This window comes from Pseudomonas phenolilytica (assembly GCF_021432765.1).
Taxonomy (GTDB): Bacteria; Pseudomonadota; Gammaproteobacteria; order Pseudomonadales; family Pseudomonadaceae; genus Stutzerimonas; species Stutzerimonas phenolilytica.
Window position 1 is genome coordinate 1237752 of sequence record NZ_CP058908.1, and the last position, 15554, is coordinate 1253305.

General features: G+C 61.9%; 17 protein-coding genes and 1 tRNA gene. 5 read left to right on the forward strand and 13 right to left on the reverse strand.

Annotated features, from left to right (window positions below):
• Nucleotides 1-3: 3 nt before the first annotated feature.
• Together HU825_RS05930 and cfaB are read right to left on the reverse strand one after the other, a co-directional pair.
• Entirely contained in the window at nt 4-1767 is a 1764-nt protein-coding gene (locus HU825_RS05930) for a sensor histidine kinase (RefSeq protein WP_234303113.1), read from the reverse strand.
• 79 nt (nt 1768-1846) lie between these two features.
• Nucleotides 1847-3028 carry a C17 cyclopropane fatty acid synthase CfaB gene (gene cfaB, locus HU825_RS05935; RefSeq protein WP_054094142.1) on the reverse strand — a complete coding sequence of 394 codons (1182 nt, stop codon included), beginning with the start codon at nt 3026-3028 and terminating at the stop codon, nt 1847-1849.
• 130 nt (nt 3029-3158) lie between these two features.
• Between cfaB and HU825_RS05940 the strand changes: the two genes are divergently transcribed.
• Nucleotides 3159-3533: a DsrE family protein gene (locus HU825_RS05940; RefSeq protein WP_008567250.1), complete on the forward strand. Its 375-nt coding sequence runs from the start codon at nt 3159-3161 to the stop codon at nt 3531-3533.
• Nucleotides 3530-3994, forward strand: coding sequence for a glycine cleavage system protein H (locus HU825_RS05945; RefSeq protein ID WP_043298713.1), 465 nt, complete (start codon nt 3530-3532; stop codon nt 3992-3994). Before HU825_RS05940 ends, HU825_RS05945 begins: the two co-directional genes overlap by 4 nt.
• A 27-nt stretch (nt 3995-4021) precedes the next feature.
• Here HU825_RS05945 and HU825_RS05950 read toward each other — a convergent pair whose 3' ends face one another.
• The 8 genes from HU825_RS05950 to HU825_RS05985 form a co-directional block, all read right to left on the reverse strand.
• Nucleotides 4022-4339, reverse strand: a complete 318-nt coding sequence (locus HU825_RS05950) for a hypothetical protein (RefSeq protein WP_043298714.1) — start codon at nt 4337-4339, stop codon at nt 4022-4024.
• Between the two features lie 139 nt (nt 4340-4478).
• Nucleotides 4479-4574: transfer RNA gene (locus HU825_RS05955), tRNA-Sec, on the reverse strand.
• 8 nt (nt 4575-4582) lie between these two features.
• A complete protein-coding gene (locus HU825_RS05960; RefSeq protein WP_008567253.1) occupies nt 4583-5623 on the reverse strand; it encodes a phage integrase in 1041 nt (346 codons plus the stop codon).
• The gene (locus HU825_RS05965) at nt 5623-6903 is read right to left on the reverse strand and encodes a hypothetical protein (protein WP_234303114.1); all 1281 of its coding nucleotides are present in this window, start codon (nt 6901-6903) and stop codon (nt 5623-5625) included. Before HU825_RS05965 ends, HU825_RS05960 begins: the two co-directional genes overlap by 1 nt.
• A gap of 69 nt (nt 6904-6972) precedes the next feature.
• Nucleotides 6973-7254, reverse strand: a complete 282-nt coding sequence (locus tag HU825_RS05970; protein ID WP_234303374.1) for a hypothetical protein — start codon at nt 7252-7254, stop codon at nt 6973-6975.
• A 108-nt stretch (nt 7255-7362) separates the two neighbouring features.
• Nucleotides 7363-7752 carry a hypothetical protein gene (locus HU825_RS05975; protein WP_234303115.1) on the reverse strand — a complete coding sequence of 130 codons (390 nt, stop codon included), beginning with the start codon at nt 7750-7752 and terminating at the stop codon, nt 7363-7365.
• On the reverse strand, nt 7745-7960 hold the full coding sequence (locus tag HU825_RS05980) for a hypothetical protein (protein WP_234303116.1): 216 nt from the start codon (nt 7958-7960) through the stop codon (nt 7745-7747). The genes HU825_RS05975 and HU825_RS05980 overlap by 8 nt, the downstream gene beginning before the upstream one ends.
• A complete protein-coding gene (locus HU825_RS05985) occupies nt 7957-8175 on the reverse strand; it encodes a DNA-binding protein (protein WP_234303375.1) in 219 nt (72 codons plus the stop codon). Before HU825_RS05985 ends, HU825_RS05980 begins: the two co-directional genes overlap by 4 nt.
• Before the next feature lie 88 nt (nt 8176-8263).
• Here HU825_RS05985 and HU825_RS05990 point away from each other — a divergent pair, with 88 nt between their 5' ends.
• From HU825_RS05990 to HU825_RS06000, 3 genes are all read left to right on the forward strand, one after another.
• Nucleotides 8264-8686: an Arc family DNA-binding protein gene (locus tag HU825_RS05990; RefSeq protein WP_234303117.1), complete on the forward strand. Its 423-nt coding sequence runs from the start codon at nt 8264-8266 to the stop codon at nt 8684-8686.
• 75 nt (nt 8687-8761) lie between these two features.
• The gene (locus tag HU825_RS05995) at nt 8762-9844 is read left to right on the forward strand and encodes an ImmA/IrrE family metallo-endopeptidase (protein ID WP_234303118.1); all 1083 of its coding nucleotides are present in this window, start codon (nt 8762-8764) and stop codon (nt 9842-9844) included.
• The gene (locus tag HU825_RS06000) at nt 9831-10307 is read left to right on the forward strand and encodes a DUF4411 family protein (protein WP_234303119.1); all 477 of its coding nucleotides are present in this window, start codon (nt 9831-9833) and stop codon (nt 10305-10307) included. The genes HU825_RS05995 and HU825_RS06000 overlap by 14 nt, the downstream gene beginning before the upstream one ends.
• A 978-nt stretch (nt 10308-11285) precedes the next feature.
• Here HU825_RS06000 and selB read toward each other — a convergent pair.
• Genes selB through fdhE form a run of 3 tightly spaced genes read right to left on the reverse strand, consistent with a single transcriptional unit; the run spans nt 11286 to nt 15522 of the window.
• Nucleotides 11286-13202 (reverse strand): selenocysteine-specific translation elongation factor, encoded by a 1917-nt coding sequence (selB, locus tag HU825_RS06005; RefSeq protein ID WP_234303120.1) that lies wholly within the window; start codon nt 13200-13202, stop codon nt 11286-11288.
• On the reverse strand, nt 13199-14608 hold the full coding sequence (selA, locus tag HU825_RS06010) for an L-seryl-tRNA(Sec) selenium transferase (protein ID WP_077682839.1): 1410 nt from the start codon (nt 14606-14608) through the stop codon (nt 13199-13201). The genes selB and selA overlap by 4 nt, the downstream gene beginning before the upstream one ends.
• Nucleotides 14605-15522, reverse strand: a complete 918-nt coding sequence (gene fdhE, locus HU825_RS06015; protein ID WP_234303121.1) for a formate dehydrogenase accessory protein FdhE — start codon at nt 15520-15522, stop codon at nt 14605-14607. Before fdhE ends, selA begins: the two co-directional genes overlap by 4 nt.
• Between the last annotated feature and the right edge of the window lie 32 nt (nt 15523-15554).

Below are 15554 nucleotides of genomic sequence, written 5' to 3' on the forward strand. Positions count from 1 at the left end.
AGTTTACGCGGTCGCGCCGACCTCGGCAGCCGGCAGGGTCAGAGTAAAGACGGCGCCGTGCTCGTCGTTGTGCGCCGCGAGGGTGCCGCCGAAGTCACGTACGATGGCGTAGGAGACAGCCAGACCGAGGCCAAGCCCCTGGCCCACCGGCTTGGTGGTGAAGAACGGCTCGAATACCTGCTCCAGATGCTCGCCGCCGATGCCGCCGCCATTGTCGGCGACGCAAAGCTGCCAGCTGTCGCCGCGGCGCTGGCAGTCGATGCGCAGACGCGGCTGTGGCTGTCCGCTCATGGCGTCCAGGGCGTTGTTCAGCAGGTTGATCAGCACCTGTTCGAGGCGGATGGCGTCGCCCTCGATCCACGCCTCGGGCGGAATCTGCCGTTGCACCTCGACCTGCTCGCCGCGAATGCGCGGCGCCAACAGCTGCAGCGCCTGTTCCAGCACCTCGGCCAGACGCAGGCGCTGGCGTAGTCCGGCTGGGCTCTTGCGGGCGAAGGTCTTCAGATGGCCGGTGAGCGCGGCCATGCGTTCGAGCAGCCCTTCGACATGACCGAGGCCTTGGCGCACGTCGGCATCGCGGCCGCTGTCGAGCAGCAGACGCAGGCTGGCCAGCTGCATGCGCAGCGCAGTCAGCGGCTGATTGATTTCGTGCGCCAGCGCGGCGGACATCTGCCCCAGCGCCGCCATGCGCGCGGCATGCACCAGTTCGTCCTGGGCGGTGTGCAGCTCGCGGGTGCGCTCGGCCACCAGGCGCTCCAGCTCGTTGCGGCTGCGCTGTTCGACGCGCCGCGTCTTGCGCCGCTGGGCGAGGTAGAGCAGCAGGAAGGCCAGGGTCATCCACACGCCGGCGGCGGCCAGACGATAGCTGCGCGCGCTGGCGATCGCCGATTGCGGTTCCAGCAGCAGATGCAGCGTCCAGTTCTCCTGCGGCAGTTGCAGGCGTTGCCAGAGGTAATCCTGGCGGCCGTCCGGCCCTTCGACCCGGCGCCGGTCGCCATGCGCGTCGATGCGCTCGAGCTGTTCGCTGTAGAGCGGCCGCAGCGTCTGCTCGGCATAGCGGCGTGCCGCCACCAGGCGACTGCGCACCGCGTCGCTGAGCGGGCGCAGGTGGCTGAAGCGCCACGCCGGGCGGTTGCTGAGGATGACGATGTCCAGCGAGTCGGCGACCAGCAGGATGCCCGGCTGCCCGACCCACTCGCGCTGCATGTCCTCGAGTTCCAGCTTGACCACCAGCACGCCGATTACCTCGCCGGCGGCGTTCTTCACCGCGCTGGAGAGAAAGTAGCCGGGGATGCCGGTGGTGACGCCGACCGCGAAATAGCGGCCGCTGCCGCGCTGCAAGGCGTCGCTGAAGTAGGGGCGAAACGCATAGTTGTTGCCGACGAAGCTGCTCCATTCACGCCAGTTGCTGGCCGCAAGGGTGTCGCCGTTGCGATCGAGCAGATAAAGCACCGAGGAGCCGGCGGCCTGGTTCTGCTGTTCGAGGCGTCGGTTAAGCTGCTTGCGCAGGTGCTGATCGTCGGGTGCCGCCAGCAGCGCCTGGATATCGCTGTCCAGCGCCAGCAGCGCCGGCACCGAGCGGAAACGTTCGACCTGGGTGTGGATGGCCTGGGCATACAGCTCCAGCTGGCCGCGTGCCTCCTGGCTGCGTTCGAGCAAGGCGCGCTGCTCGGCCAGGCGCCCCGCCCAGTGCATGCTGAGCAGCAGGCCGAGAACAATCAGCGCAACGATGAGGATGACGCGCAGATGGCGGAATGGGCTGAACATGGACGCTCGCTCGGGATATCGGGCGATAGTAGAGTAAATGTCGGCGACGCAGGTCCGGCCCGTTCCGTCGAATGATCGCTCAGCGATACAGGTCGGCGCGGCTCCAGGGCAGCTCGTGCGAACCATCCGCATGCGGCTTGCTGGCGAGGATCTGATGCAGGTTGATCCAGTTGTGCCGGAAGCCATAGGCGCAACCGGCCAGATACAGCCGCCAAATACGCAGCGCGCGCTCGGGAATCAGTTGCCGCGCCTGCTCCAGGTTGGCCTCCAGGCGTGCACTCCAGAATTCCAGCGTGCGTGCGTAGTGCAGGCGCAGGCTTTCCACATCGACGATTTCCAGCCCCGCCTCGCTGATGCAGCCACTGATATTTACCAGGTGCGGCAGCTCGCCGTGCGGGAAGACGTAGCGGTCGATGAACTCGCCGGCGCCGTGGCCCACCGGCCGGCCATCGGTGTGGTGGGCGGTGATCCCGTGATTCATCACCAGCCCGCCCGGGCGCACGGCATCGAACAGGCGCTGGCAGTACAGTGGCAGGTTGACGAGGCCGACGTGCTCGAACATGCCGACGCTGACCACCTTGTCGAAACGCCCATCACGCGGCAGGTCGCGATAGTCCATCAGCTCCAGCGTCACCTGCCCGGCCAGCCCCTCGGCGTCCACCCGCTCGCGAGCGAGCTCCAGCTGCTGCTGGCTGAGCGTGATGCCAAGTACCTGAACGCCGAACTCGCGGGCGGCATAGCGCGCCAGCCCGCCCCAGCCGCAGCCGACATCCAGCAGCCGTTCGCCAGGCTTGAGCCGCAGCTTGCGGCACAGATGGCGCAGCTTAGCCTGCTGCGCCTGTTCGAGATCCTCGTCGCCGGTTTCGAAATAGGCGCAGGAGTAGACCATGTCGCGGTCCAACCAGAGCTGGTAGAACGCGTTGGACAGGTCGTAGTGATAGGAAATGGCCTCGGCGTCGGTGGCCTTGTCGTGGGCCTCGCGCGTCGGCAGCGGCAGAGTGTCCTCGCCCAGCACGCGGGTGATGGTGTCGCCGATGCGGATCACCTCATCGACCGGACCTTGCAGATCGATCAGGCCCTCAACATAGGCGGTACCGAGCAGATCGAGACTCGGCCGCGCCAGTTGCGCCACCAGTTGCGGATCGCGGATCACCAGGGTGACGGACGGGGACGGTCCGATATCGATGTCGCTGCCGTCCCACAGGCGCAGGCGCAACGGCAGCTGAAGGTCTTTCAGGGTCGGAAGCAATGAAGCGAGCATGCCGCGATCTCCTTTTCATCACCGAACAATCGTAGTCCAACAAGTTGAAACTATAGGTCAGGGTCGTGATAGTTTCCGTCTATGTGTCGGACGGCGATCCGGCCTCAATGTCCGGACGTGGAGCAGTGACATGCACGCACCTGCAAATCAGCGGGTCCTGATCCTGGTCGCCAGCGGCCCGAGCACGCCGGCGCGCTGTGCCGCGCCGTTCCATATCGCCACGCTGCTGGCCTGCATGGATGCCGAGGTGACGCTCTACCTCACGGGCGAAGGAACGCAGCTGGCCCGCCGCGACGTGGCCGAGTCGCTGCGCGCGGTGGCCGATGGCGAGCCACTGCTGCACTTCATCCGCAACGCTCGGCTGGCCGGTGCGCGGCTGCTGATGTGCCGTCAGCCCGGCGTCGACCTGACCGGTATCGCGCTAATCGACGAGCTGGACGAGATTTCCAGCGGCGGCGAGCTGGCGCAGATGATCCTCGAATACGAAAGAGTCCTGACCCTATGAATCTGCATGGCCTGGAGTTTCCCGACACCCTGCGTTACGCCCCCGAGCACAGCCTGTGGCTGCGCGAGGAAGACGACGGCAGCGTGACGCTCGGCCTCACGGCATACGGCTGTGCGCTCTACGGACAGATCTTCGCCTTCACCCCCAAGCGCGTTGGCATGCGCATCGAGCGCGACCGTGGTTTCGGCGTAGTGGAATTCGCCAAGGCCGCCGCCTCGGCGCGCAGCCCGCTGACCGGCGAGCTGCTCGCCGTGAACGAAGCGCTGCGCGAACGGCCCAGCCTGATCAACCGGGACTGCTATGGCGAAGGCTGGATGGCGCGCCTGCAGCCGCTGGACTGGCCGGCGATACGCGACCAGTTTCCGCAAGGCGAGACGGCGCTGGCTGCCATCGCCGAGCGTATGCGCCTGGACAATTTCGACCCGGCCAACGTCCACGTACAGGCGTTGCAGTGGAAGTGAAATCAGCGCGGGTGGCGGCTGCCCGTGTCAGGCTTCGTCTGGTTCTGAGCAGTGGCGAACCCTGAGGCTGTTCTGCTGGATCGAGTGATCGAGCTGCCTGATGCAGATATCGATCGCCAGATCTCGTGTGCGTGTGTTCGCCCATTCCTGCCCGGCCAGCATCTCGATGAGGTCCTGATGGCCATTCTCGTTGACCAGCATGCCGTGCCGAACCGTGAGGGTGCGGCCCTGCAGACTCAGCTGCACCGGATCCCGGCCCGTCAGCGACGCCCCGGCTGCCAGCAGGCAATCGATATGATCGCGCAGCGCATGCAGCGTGCGGCGCTCGTCGGGTGGGTTGCTCACCGCGACTCTCCTGTCCCTGGAAAGATAAAAAGACGATTGTGATGAATTTCGCATTCGCCTGCGATGGCGTTTTGACATCTCAGGTGCGGCAAACTGCCGCATATGTGCTTGGCTAGGCGGAATTGGCGGGGCAGGACAATGGCGGAAGGCAGTGGGAGTCGAACCCACCCGGGAACGGCTGCCGCCCCCAACCGGGTTTGAAGCCCGGCCGCAGCACCGGCTGCGATTGCCTTCCTTATTGATTTACAACGATTTTTCGTGCGCCGTTTGGGGCTCAGAAGCGGGAGTGTCGAAGAAGTGTCGAAAATCCCTAGCAGGCCCAAACGCTAACACGTCTTGCAGATGATCGGGTGACAGGTGCGCATAGCGCATTGTCATCGCCAAGGACGAATGACCCAAAATCTTTTGCAGAGTCAGTATGTTGCCACCGTTCGCGATGAAGTGGGAGGCGAAGGTGTGCCGCAGGACGTGCGACTTTTGTCCGGCCGGCAATCCGAGGCCAGCACGCGAGACAGCATCATCGAACCGATCCCGACAGTTGCTGAATGCGCCATGCACCCGCAGGTGATCGCGAATACGGTCGGCCAGCTTCGTATCGATCGGCACCACCCGACGCCGCTTCGACTTCGTGTTCACGAACTGGAGCATCCCGTCGCCAACCCGGCTGAGCGTCAGACCCTGCGCTTCACCCCACCGGCAACCCGTCACCAGACAGATCATGGCGATCAGCTCGACATGCGGGTGCGTCATGCTTCGCAGCACCTGGAACAATCGGTCGATCTGCTGAGCATTCAGGTAGGACAGTTCCCGCTCTTGCAGCCGGATCGCTCGGAGCAGGCTTAGCGGATTCTCGAACTCGATTTCTCCGAGTCGCCGCAGCTCATTGAACAGCGCACGCAGGTAGGAGAGTTCATTGTTCAGCGTTTTAGGGCTGATGCCTGACGCGATCCGCTTCGCGCGGTACTCCGCGAAGTCCGTCGCCGTGAACGTAACCGCTACCGGGTCCCTCAGGCGTTCAACCATGCGATCCAGAATGACGCGACGCCCTTCGTAATCGGCCAGCGACCCGCCATGCAGGCGACCCCAGCAATCCACCAGCTCGGAGAGGCGGCGGCGATCCTTTGGCTTGGGTGACCACTGCGGGCTTTCGATCAGCTTGGATCGACAGGTTGCCTCGAAGCGCTGGGCCTCGCCCTTGGTCTTGAACGTCTTGCGGAAGCGCTTGCCCTTGATCGGTTCAACATCGACCCGCCAACGACCGTCCGGCAGTTGCTGAATCGCCATTAAACAGCGCGCCCCCACCTCACATGCCGCTCTTGAAGCAGGTTCTTTATGTGCTTGTACAGGTCGCGTTCGGTCATATCCTTCGAGGCGTAGTGATCGCGAATCACCGGCCAGCATTCCCATTGCTGAAGCGTCTCGAATGCCTTCTTAGCGCCCACCCGCTCCCGTGCCAGCAGGCTTACGAAGTTTCCCAGGAACAGTTCCACGTTCTTGCCCGAGAAGCCGCGCGAGGTTTTGTAGTACCGCTTGTACTGCGTTTCATCGACCAGGGAATCGACTGGCAGATCGACCCGCACATCGTCGCGAATCAGCGTCCAAAGTGGTTCGTAATAGCCAGGGCGGGCGAGCAGCTTGAATTGCCCCAGGCCATAGCGCCACAGCCCTTCCAGATGCGCCGAGAACGCCGCAAACGAGTCCGTATTAATGGCCTCACCGGTTTTCACATCCACCGAGCCGCTAGCGAATTGCTGGATGACCGAATGGTGGTAGCGCAGCTCGACGCGCCACACTTCTTGAGCCGGATCGTAGTTGTCCGGGTCTTCAGCATCGAACGAATCACGGCGACGCCAGACGCTTTCCCAATAATCCAGCTTGTCTTGGGCGCGAGCCTGAAGGGTCTTGTTGTAGATGCCGAGTTGTACGCCACCGGCAGAGCCGAACAGGAACGATTGACCCTTGCCATAAGTGGCAGCTTCCATAGTCCATTGGATTTCTTTGATGCCGGAGATATCGCGGTTGGCGCGTGCGCGGCAGTGCATCCGGGCAGTCAGATCGGCGGGAGGCGTCCAGCCTTGCAGGTCCAACGCCAGGTGGACCGCACATTGGTTGCGTTCGCGATTGGTCATTACAGCCGCCGCGTAGTAGTCCATCCGCTCTTGCAGACGCTCAGGCGACAGCGCGTCGATGGCGTGCGGTGAGACTTCGATCTTCAGATGCGGGCCGATCTGCTCCAGCTTCGCGTTGAAGTTCTTGATCAGCAGGACGAAACCGAGATCGGCGTTCTGTAGCTTGTACTGGTAGCCCGAGTCCCGGCCCACTCGCCCCGAGTGCCAGATCTCCCCGGCAAACTCGACCATTGCGCCCGGCTTCTCGAATAGCGCCATGATTTCCGGGCGGATTAGCCCGCGATACAGCTGGCGGACCGTATCGACGCCGCAACGCAGCAGACGAACCTTCGACAGATCGGTCATCGCCGCCGTGCCCGGATCGACAAACAACCGGCCGTGCTTCGACGGAACTCCGCTTTGACGATCAAGCCTCGCTTGGTCTTTAACGCTCATTCTTGAATCTCCAACAATGTCCAATAACGGATGGTTTCAGCTGGTTTTATCTGACGTGCTACAGGGACGTCAGCGGGGCGGCGCGCGCACGCCGGCACAGGCAACGCGCTCGCTCCGCTCGGCGTAGAGCTGTGCAGCCGAGCGCGCGCTCATTAGCTGCCATGCAGTAACGGCGTCGATGAAGAGCTCGATTGGGTCTTCCAGGCAGGGTTGTTCCTGGGTGAATGGCGGGAGGTAGGGACGTTCAGGCGGCGGGGTGCCGGCAAGGGCGATGCAGAGCACGAGGCTGGCCAGCCCGAGAAGCAGGTGCGGAAGGCAGGAATAGGCGCGGCGCGCGAGGACGAATAACACCAAGGGCGCTGCCCTTGTCATCCCGCTCTTGCCGCCGAGGGCTCGGGAGCGTGGGGTGGAAAAGCTACCCCACACTCCCCGCGATAGGCTTTTCATAGTCGTGCAGGGTCAAGGGTGCGCTGCGCCCGTGCTTCCGTTCGCCGGAACGGTGAAGCTGTTCCGACGAGCCGGGAGCGCGGCCCTTGACCTTGCAGAGTTGGGCAGGGCGATACGGCCCAGTACGTTGCCGGAACCATGCCGGTCGCGGTGCCGCATCGCCCTGATCGTGCGAATGTTCGAGAAGAACACTTCGTTGGGAAATTCGTCCTGGGCGTTCAGCTCCAGAGTCATAAAGCAGCCGTGCTCATACACGCCTTCAACGGGCAGCATCACGCCGACGATATGCAGGCAGTACCAGTAGGATTCCGGCTCATCATCCCAGTGCAGCTCAACGAGAACGGTCTGGCCGATGTAGCCCATGGCGGCTTGGGTATCCAGGGTGATGCCGGGCTTACGCATGGCTGTAGTCTCCTTCCTTGAACTCCATTTTGCCTTTCTTCAGGTCGGCCCGCAGGCGCGCGAGATTGACCATGCGGAGATCCGCGAGGCGCATCGTTGGGATGGTGCCGGTGGCGGCCCAGTCGGCGGCCTCTTCGATGGATACCCCGCCCATTTCGGCGAAGGTCTCGAGGCTGCACAGGTCGAGGCTGTCCTGCGCCTTGCTCATAGCGTCCACTCCTGCTCCAGAAGTTGCTGCTGCAGAAGGGCCACATTAACCATTACGTGCTTACCTACCTTGTACGACGGTATATAGCCCTGACGTATCCACCCCCAAACGATGTTTTGCTCGGCATCCATGCGTATCCATGTAGCGAACTGGCGCCACGGCATAACCGGTGGTGCGACTAGTAGTTTCGAACCAAATTCATCCTCTATATCCATGGCAATATGCTCCAAGGGATCACCGTGGTCCAAATAGAACCACGGTGGTTCCATTGCCGTCAAGACCACCGTGATCCATCATGCGAAAATGAGTAGAGAAGACCCGCAGTTCAAGCTACGTATGCCCCATGAGTTACGCGTTCTCGCAGAGAACGCGGCGAAGGCGGCTGGGCGATCTTTGAACGCTGAGTTGGTTGCAAGAATTGAGGCAAGCTTTCTCGCCGGCGGTGTTGCTTCCCCGCTGATGCGGGCGGAACGTGCTCGGGAATTGGCTCTGATGGCCCGGAGCGGCATTCCTGATATCGTGCGTAAGCGGGCAATTGAAGCAATTGCCAGAGCTGTAAGGCTGGGACATAGCCGTGCTATTGCACGCCTTGATGACCTCCACCTAGACGGGGGAATCGTCGACGAAGATCTAGATCGACTTTTAGACAACCTGATAAAGGAATTGAAGGCAGCAGGTTATAAGGTTAGCTGGGACGATATAAGCGCCTTATGCATTGAGTTCTAAAATGGCGGCGAGCAAGTGGAACGGATCACAGGCATAAATTACGGAAGAGTGCTCTGGTGTTGTGATGATGCCGGAATGAGCATTGCTGACCTCGCTTCTGCTACCTCCATATCTCCGGCTAGCTTAGAAAAGGCTATAGCTGGACGACTGGATCTTACTTTTCCGCAGTTAAACCGGGTTGCTGATTACTTTGGTCGTGGAGTTCTATTTTTCCTAGACGAGTCACCGGTTGAGATAGAGCATGTACACACGCCAGCCTTCAGAACAATAACTAATCAAAAGCCAGGTATATCTCTAAGACTGAGGTCGCTTATCGAGCGGGCGGAAAAGCAACGAGAAATCTATTTAGGTCTTAGAGAAGAACTTGGGTACGTCAACGTTCCTTTCTGCCCGCCAGATATGCCTAAAGATATCAATCTTGCGGCAACTGTGGCGCGAGCTTGGCTTGGGCTATCGAACGAGAACTCCTTTGAAGGTTATCGATCGGCTATTGAGCGAAAAGGCATTCTTGCGTTTCGGAGTAATGGCTATAACGGAAAGTGGCAAGTCCCGAAAGAAAGCCAAATTCTAGGCTTTTCTCTCTATGACAATGTGTGCCCTATAATTTTTGTTAGAAAGCAAGAGTTTGATGCTAGGCAAACTTTCACACTTATGCATGAGCTAGGGCATATACTGCTTCATCGTAAAAGCACCATAGATGACGATGATGATCTTTGGTCTATCGATGGGCCAGAGAGCGAAGCAAATTCTTTCGCGGGAAAAGTCCTTGTTCCAGATAGCTTTCTCAAAGAAATAGTGGACAGCTCGAAGCCCGATGAAGCCTCCGAGTTCGAGAACTGGCTGTATCCCCAAAAACGAAGGTGGGGCGTTAGTACAGAATTAATATTAAGAAGGTTGCTTGATAGCGGTAGGCTTGAACGACATGAGTACACCGCGTATCGCAATTGGCGAAGCAGCTTGCCTCCGGTTGAAAGCGCTGTGGCGCCTCGCATGTATCGACATCGGGAGCCAAAGAATATCTTTGGCGACCGATTTGTACGCACCGTCCTAGATTCATTAAGTGCCAAAAACATTACCTTATCGAAGGCAAGCACATATCTTGATGGATTAAGAATTAATGATTTGCATAAGTTAGAGGACCATTATGCTGGTTCTTGATGCGTCTTCGATGATTCATGCATGGGATAATTATCCGCCAGAACAGTTTCCGGGCCTATGGAATTGGTTTGGTAGTCAGATAGCAATAAAGGCGGTTTGTATTCCATTTGCAGCTTATAAGGAAGTGCGGGATAAAAATCCCGAGTGTGCCGATTGGCTTGATCAAAATGAAGTGGATGTGGTTACTCCGAGCAATGCGATTGTACATATAGCGGGATCTATCAAGGCGTCGCTTGGGATAAGAAATGATCAGTACGGAACCGGCGTGGGCGAAAGCGATATTTTCATCATCGCTACTGCCAAAGCACTAAGCTACGAGCTTGTCTCTAACGAGTCCAAGCAGAATACCCTTCCTGCCGATATGCGGAAATATAAAATCCCTGCCGTGTGCGCGTTATTAAAGCCTCAAGTAGGCCACTTAGATTTTCTTGGATTGATAAAGCGCTCAAAGGCAACGTTTTAGCGTTGTGGCAATTTATCAGCTGAACAGCCAGTTGTCTTGAGCGACTCCAGTGATTTTATTAAACTCATTAAATAAAAATGATCTAATTATGCACCCGAAGGGTGACGTTTCTTTTGGGGTAATCCCTGAATTTAAGCAGCACTCAGTAAAAGAAGGCCACATTTATCTGCGTAAGGGCGATCATTGGGAGAATGGCCGAAAGCTTCAAGGTTATGGCGCCATTCATATTTGGCAGGCTCATGAATACGACTTGAAGAAACTAGGATACCTAACGCCGGAGGACGTGGCTCTTTACGTCGCACATCTAACGCAGCCTGGGACCGCCATCTATTGTGATATCCATGATAGATCAAGGCAGAGACGGTTAAACGTACTAAGAAGCCACTACGGGCTGCTAGTGGTTGAGCCCCGTTCCGATAGAAGTGGGTTCGGTTATTACGTGGTAACAGCCTATCCAAAACGCCAAGCTAACGGCGTGTTCATCGGAGTGACTAGCTAAAAAAAAAGCACCCATTAGGGTGCTTTTGTATTCTGAGGGGTAGTCGCAGCACTTCTTTAGCTCATGGGGTCAGAAGTCGATTTTCAGCGGTCATGGCTTCAATCGTCACTACCGCAGAGATAGCCAGTTCTCTGCTGCCGAACGGTAGGGGGTCAATACTGGAAAACCAAGCCTACCAATGCGCGTTTGCAGTCCTCGGATTTCATTCTACAGCCGATCACTGCCCTGTCAACCGAGGGTTTGAAGAAAGATGACAAGCGGTGACCTGTGTCGAAAAAGTGTCGAAAGCGAAGTCCAAAAGAGTCCAAAGATAACGTCGACGCCGACCTTCCGATCAGCTTAAACGCCATTGTTGTCCAGCATAAGCCTTTGACAGACAATGCAAAAACAGGATTTGAAGCCCGGCCGCAGCACCGGCTGCGATTGCCTTCCTTTTGAAGGGTCATGCTGACCGATAGGTCAGCAGAACGGTTGCCAGACTACCCGAGCGGTGCGTCTGTCGCCAAGGCGTTGTCGTGGCGGATTTTGCGTTCGTTGCCGAAGCGGCGGGTGAAGCCGATGCGGTCGAAGTGTTCGAGCAGTTGGATGCTGCGTTTGCGACCGAGTTGGATCTGGTCGCGGAAGGCGGCGGCGCGGATCACGCCGCTTTTCGCTTCGAGCTGCAGGGCATGCCCGGCGAGCTGGCGAATGGTGGGCTCGGGGTAGAACAGGTCCTTGACCACCTGTTGCAGTAGGCCGAGGCGGGCGAGCTTGCGCAGCAGCTGGCGCGTCTGCATTTCTTCAGCGCCGAGCGCGCTGGCGAGGTCGCGGACCCAGGGCGGGTCGAACCGGCCGGCTTCCAGCAGCGGCCAGAGCCGCGCCTTCAGCGCTTCTTCCTGCGCGGTCAAGCGGACCTGATGGTCGGGGCGATGCAGCCAGGGGCCGCTGCTGGCGATCTCGCCGGCGCAGAGGGCCTGCTCGAGCAGGGCGAGGAATACCGGTCGCTCCAGCTGCGGCAGCGCGAAGCGGCGCAGGCGGTCGCGATCCGGTCCGAGTTCGTCGGGCTGCTCCTCGTGAAAGCGCTGCAGGGCGGCGAGCAGTAGCGAGCCGAGGGTTTGCCAGCGTTGTTGATCGAACAGCCGCGGGCCCTGGCGCGTGGCGATCTCCACTGCGCTGGCCGGCAGCTGCCAGCCATCACGCGGGCGGTTGAACTGGCGCTCCAGAGCCTGCGGTTCGAGGCCGTTGTGGGCTTCGGCCAACAGGCCGGGCAGGGCCTGTTCCAGCGAGGTGGCCTCGAGTGCGCGTAGTTGTGCCAGACGTGCTTCGCGCCGGCGGTTGCGTGGCGGGGCGAAGGGATCGAGCACCCGGCCGCCGCCGAGGGTGCGCTGGGCCGACTGGTCGCGCAGCACGATGCGGTCGCCGTGTACGGCGTGGATCGGCGCGTTGAGCAGCAGTTGGGCGAACATCCATGCGCCGGGCGCGAGGCTTTCGCCTTCGAGCAGGGCGATGCGTGCGGTAACGTCCTGCGCGCCGAGGTGGGCGTGCACCGGGGTCCAGTGCCGGAGTTCGTGGACCTCGCCGGGCAGCAGCTGGAACTGGATATCGATGCGCTGGGTCGGCGCATGCAGCAGCGGTCGCAGCAGCCAGTCGCCGCGATGAATCTGTTCGACCGCCAGCCGCTCGCCGGCCAGGTTCAGCGCTACGCGCTGGCCGGCGTGGGCCTGCCCGGCTTCGCGGTTCTGCGCATGCAGGCCGCGCACGCGAACGCTGCGGCCGCTCGGGCTGAGCTGCAGCTCATCGCCGACCTGCACGCGCCCGGCGAAGGCGGTGCCGGTGACCACCACGCCGGTGCCGCTGACGCTGAAGGCGCGATCGATGGCGAGACGGAAATGTCCGTCGGTGCCACGCGCTTCGGCGCGGGCGGCCTCGGCGACCAGCGCCGTGCGCAGGGCATCGATGCCGTGGCCGGTGACGCTGGACACTGGGAAGACCGGCGCGCCGGCCAGCGGCCCGCTGGCCAGCAGGTCGTCGATCTGCCGGCGCACCGTAGCGATGCGTTCGGCCTCGACACGGTCGATCTTGGTCAACGCGACCAGTGCGCGGCGAATGCCGAGTAGCTCGACGATGGCCAGGTGCTCGCGGGTCTGCGGCATCACGCCGTCATCGGCGGCGACCACCAGCAGCAGACAATCGATACCGCTGGCGCCGGCGAGCATGTTGTGGATGAAGCGCTCGTGGCCGGGCACGTCGATGAAGCCGGTCAGCGTGCCTTCCCCCAGGTCGGCATAGGCATAGCCGAGGTCGATGGTGATGCCGCGCTCGCGTTCCTCGCGCCGTCGGTCGCCCTGCTGGCCGGTCAGTGCCTTGAGCAGCGCGGTTTTGCCATGGTCGATATGGCCGGCGGTACCGACGATCAAATCGCCAGCTCCTCTTGCAGTTGCACCAGTTGCTGGAGAAAGGCCGGCTCGTCGTCGAGCTGGCGCAGGTCGAGCCAGAGCGCGTCGTCGTCAATGCGCCCGAGCACCGGAATCGGCAGGCAGCGCAGCGCTTCTTCCAGCTGGCGCAGGCTGCGGCCGCGCAGGCGCTTGGGTTGCTGCGGGCGAATGCACAGCGCGGCGCTGGGCAGGCGTGCCACCGGCTGGGCGCCGCTGCCGATCATGCCGAGCGCGTCGGTTACCGCGACCTGCCAGGTTTCACCGAGCACGGTGGCCAGCGCCGGGGCGATGCGTTCGGCCTGGACACGGATCTCGGCCTGCGCGCGGCTGAGCAGGCGCAGGCTGGTGAGGCGCTCGGCCAGGCGATCGGGGTCGCGATAGAGGTTGAGCACCGCTTCCAGTGCGGCAAGGGTCAGCTTGTCGACGCGCAGGGCGCGCTTGAGCGGGTTCTTCTTGATCTTCGCGATCAGCTCGCGACTGCCGACGATAAGCCCCGCCTGGGGACCGCCGAGCAGTTTGTCGCCGCTGAAGGTGACGATGTCGGCACCGTCGCGCAGCGCTTCCTGCACGGTGGGCTCCTTCGGCAGGCCCCAGCGCGAAAGGTCGACGAGGCTGCCGCTGCCCAGGTCTTCCAGCAGCGGCAGATCGTGGGCGTGGGCGATGTCGGCCAGCGCGCGGGTGGCGACGCTGGCGGTGAAGCCCTGCACGCTGTAGTTGCTGGTGTGCACGCGCATCAGCAGGCCCGAGCGCGGGGTGATCGCCGCTTCGTAATCCTTGGCGTGGGTGCGGTTGGTGGTGCCGACTTCGACCAGCTTCACGCCGGCGCGCGCCATGATGTCGGGGATGCGGAAGGCGCCGCCGATCTCGATCAGTTCGCCGCGGGAGATGATGCCTTCCTTGCGCGCGCCAAGGCTGTTCAAGGCCAGCAGCACGGCGGCGGCGTTGTTGTTGACCACGGTGACGGCCTCGGCGCCGGTCAGCTCGCGGATCAAGCCTTCGATCAGATCGTCGCGATCGCCGCGCTTGCCAGTCGACAGGTCGAATTCCAGGTTGAGCGGATAGCGCGCGGCGAGGGTGATCGCCTCGATGGCCTCGTCCGGTAGCAGCGCGCGGCCGAGGTTGGTGTGCAGCACCGTGCCGGTGAGATTGAACACGCGGCGCACGCGGCTGCGGTGCTGGCTGGCCAGGCGTTCACCGGCACGCCCGGCGAGCACCGCCTCGGACAGCTCCAGCGCGGCGAGCTGGCCGTTGCGGGCTGGCTCGCGCAGCTCGTCGAGCAGGTCGCGCAGGGTGTTGAGCAGCGCCTGACGGCCATAGCGTTGCTGCAGCGGCTGGCAGGCCGGAGCGCGCAGCAGCCGGTCGACCGAAGGCAGATGAGCGCTGCTCATCCTTCGCCGCCCGGCGCCAGCAGCAGATTGGGCGCCATGCGCTGGAAGCCCTGCTCGGCCAGCAGCATGTCGAGGTCCAGCGTGGCGAGATCGGCTGACAGCGTTTCGCCATCCGCCGCCAGCTCCAGATAGAGTTGTTTGAGATAGCCATTGCAGGACGGACAGACTTCGGCCTTGACGCCGTGTGGCGAGCCCTCGAAATGCAGGTAGTCGAGCTTCTTGGTGCTGCGGCAGTGGCTGCATTTCAGGCGCACATAGTGCCACTCGCTGGAGCACAGCGAGCAGACCAGGTAGCGCAGGCCGTTGAGCTGGCCACGGTGGCGGATCACGCCGGCCATCGGCAGTGCGCCACAGCAGGGGCAATGCGTCTGATCTTCGCGCTCGCGCACGGCGGTCGAATCGAGCGACAGCGCCTGATGAGTCCAGGCGACCTGCAGCGCGGCACCGAGGAACGGCACCAGTGCCGCCGGCAGGCTGTCGTACTGGCCGCTGATCAGCGCCACGGCCCAGGCCTTGCGCTGGCCGGCATCGGCATCGCGCAGCTGTTCCAGCGCGGCGGCAACGGCCGGATTGTCCGGCGTGCCGAACGCATCGAGCCAGGCGTCGAGCATCGCAAGCCAGGCATCCTCGCGGACCAGCGTGTCGGCTGCCAGCGGCGGCAGGCCGTGCGTCAGGCATTCACGGGTGCGGTGGGCGTCCAGCGCCGGCAGTGTGGGGGGGTTATCGAGCACCTGCTGCTGCGCGCGGCAGACCCCGGCCAGCAGTCGCAGGTAATCGCCCAGCGGATGGTCGAGGGCAAGTTTGTCCAGGCGCTCGGCGCGCAGGATGAACAGCTCGCGCGGCGGCAGGTTGAGGAAAGGGGGTTTGCTGGCAGCGGCTTCGATCTGCCCGGGTTCGAGAATGGTGCCTGCCACGCAGGACTCCTTTTCTTATGGCGTTGCGGGAC

Excerpts from the sequence above, each read along its gene's own strand:
- selA (WP_077682839.1), bottom strand. The coding sequence starts at position 14,608 with ATGAGCAGCGCTCATCTGCCTTCGGTCGACCGGCTGCTGCGCGCTCCG.
- HU825_RS05980 (WP_234303116.1), bottom strand. The coding sequence starts at position 7,960 with ATGAGCAAGGCGCAGGACAGCCTCGACCTGTGCAGCCTCGAGACCTTC.
- HU825_RS05945 (WP_043298713.1), top strand. The coding sequence starts at position 3,530 with ATGAATCTGCATGGCCTGGAGTTTCCCGACACCCTGCGTTACGCCCCC.
- HU825_RS05985 (WP_234303375.1), bottom strand. The coding sequence starts at position 8,175 with ATGGATATAGAGGATGAATTTGGTTCGAAACTACTAGTCGCACCACCG.
- HU825_RS05975 (WP_234303115.1), bottom strand. The coding sequence starts at position 7,752 with ATGCGTAAGCCCGGCATCACCCTGGATACCCAAGCCGCCATGGGCTAC.
- HU825_RS05930 (WP_234303113.1), bottom strand. The coding sequence starts at position 1,767 with ATGTTCAGCCCATTCCGCCATCTGCGCGTCATCCTCATCGTTGCGCTG.
- HU825_RS06000 (WP_234303119.1), top strand. The coding sequence starts at position 9,831 with ATGCTGGTTCTTGATGCGTCTTCGATGATTCATGCATGGGATAATTAT.
- HU825_RS05990 (WP_234303117.1), top strand. The coding sequence starts at position 8,264 with ATGAGTAGAGAAGACCCGCAGTTCAAGCTACGTATGCCCCATGAGTTA.
- HU825_RS05940 (WP_008567250.1), top strand. The coding sequence starts at position 3,159 with ATGCACGCACCTGCAAATCAGCGGGTCCTGATCCTGGTCGCCAGCGGC.
- cfaB (WP_054094142.1), bottom strand. The coding sequence starts at position 3,028 with ATGCTCGCTTCATTGCTTCCGACCCTGAAAGACCTTCAGCTGCCGTTG.
- HU825_RS05995 (WP_234303118.1), top strand. The coding sequence starts at position 8,762 with ATGAGCATTGCTGACCTCGCTTCTGCTACCTCCATATCTCCGGCTAGC.
- HU825_RS05960 (WP_008567253.1), bottom strand. The coding sequence starts at position 5,623 with ATGGCGATTCAGCAACTGCCGGACGGTCGTTGGCGGGTCGATGTTGAA.
- HU825_RS05965 (WP_234303114.1), bottom strand. The coding sequence starts at position 6,903 with ATGAGCGTTAAAGACCAAGCGAGGCTTGATCGTCAAAGCGGAGTTCCG.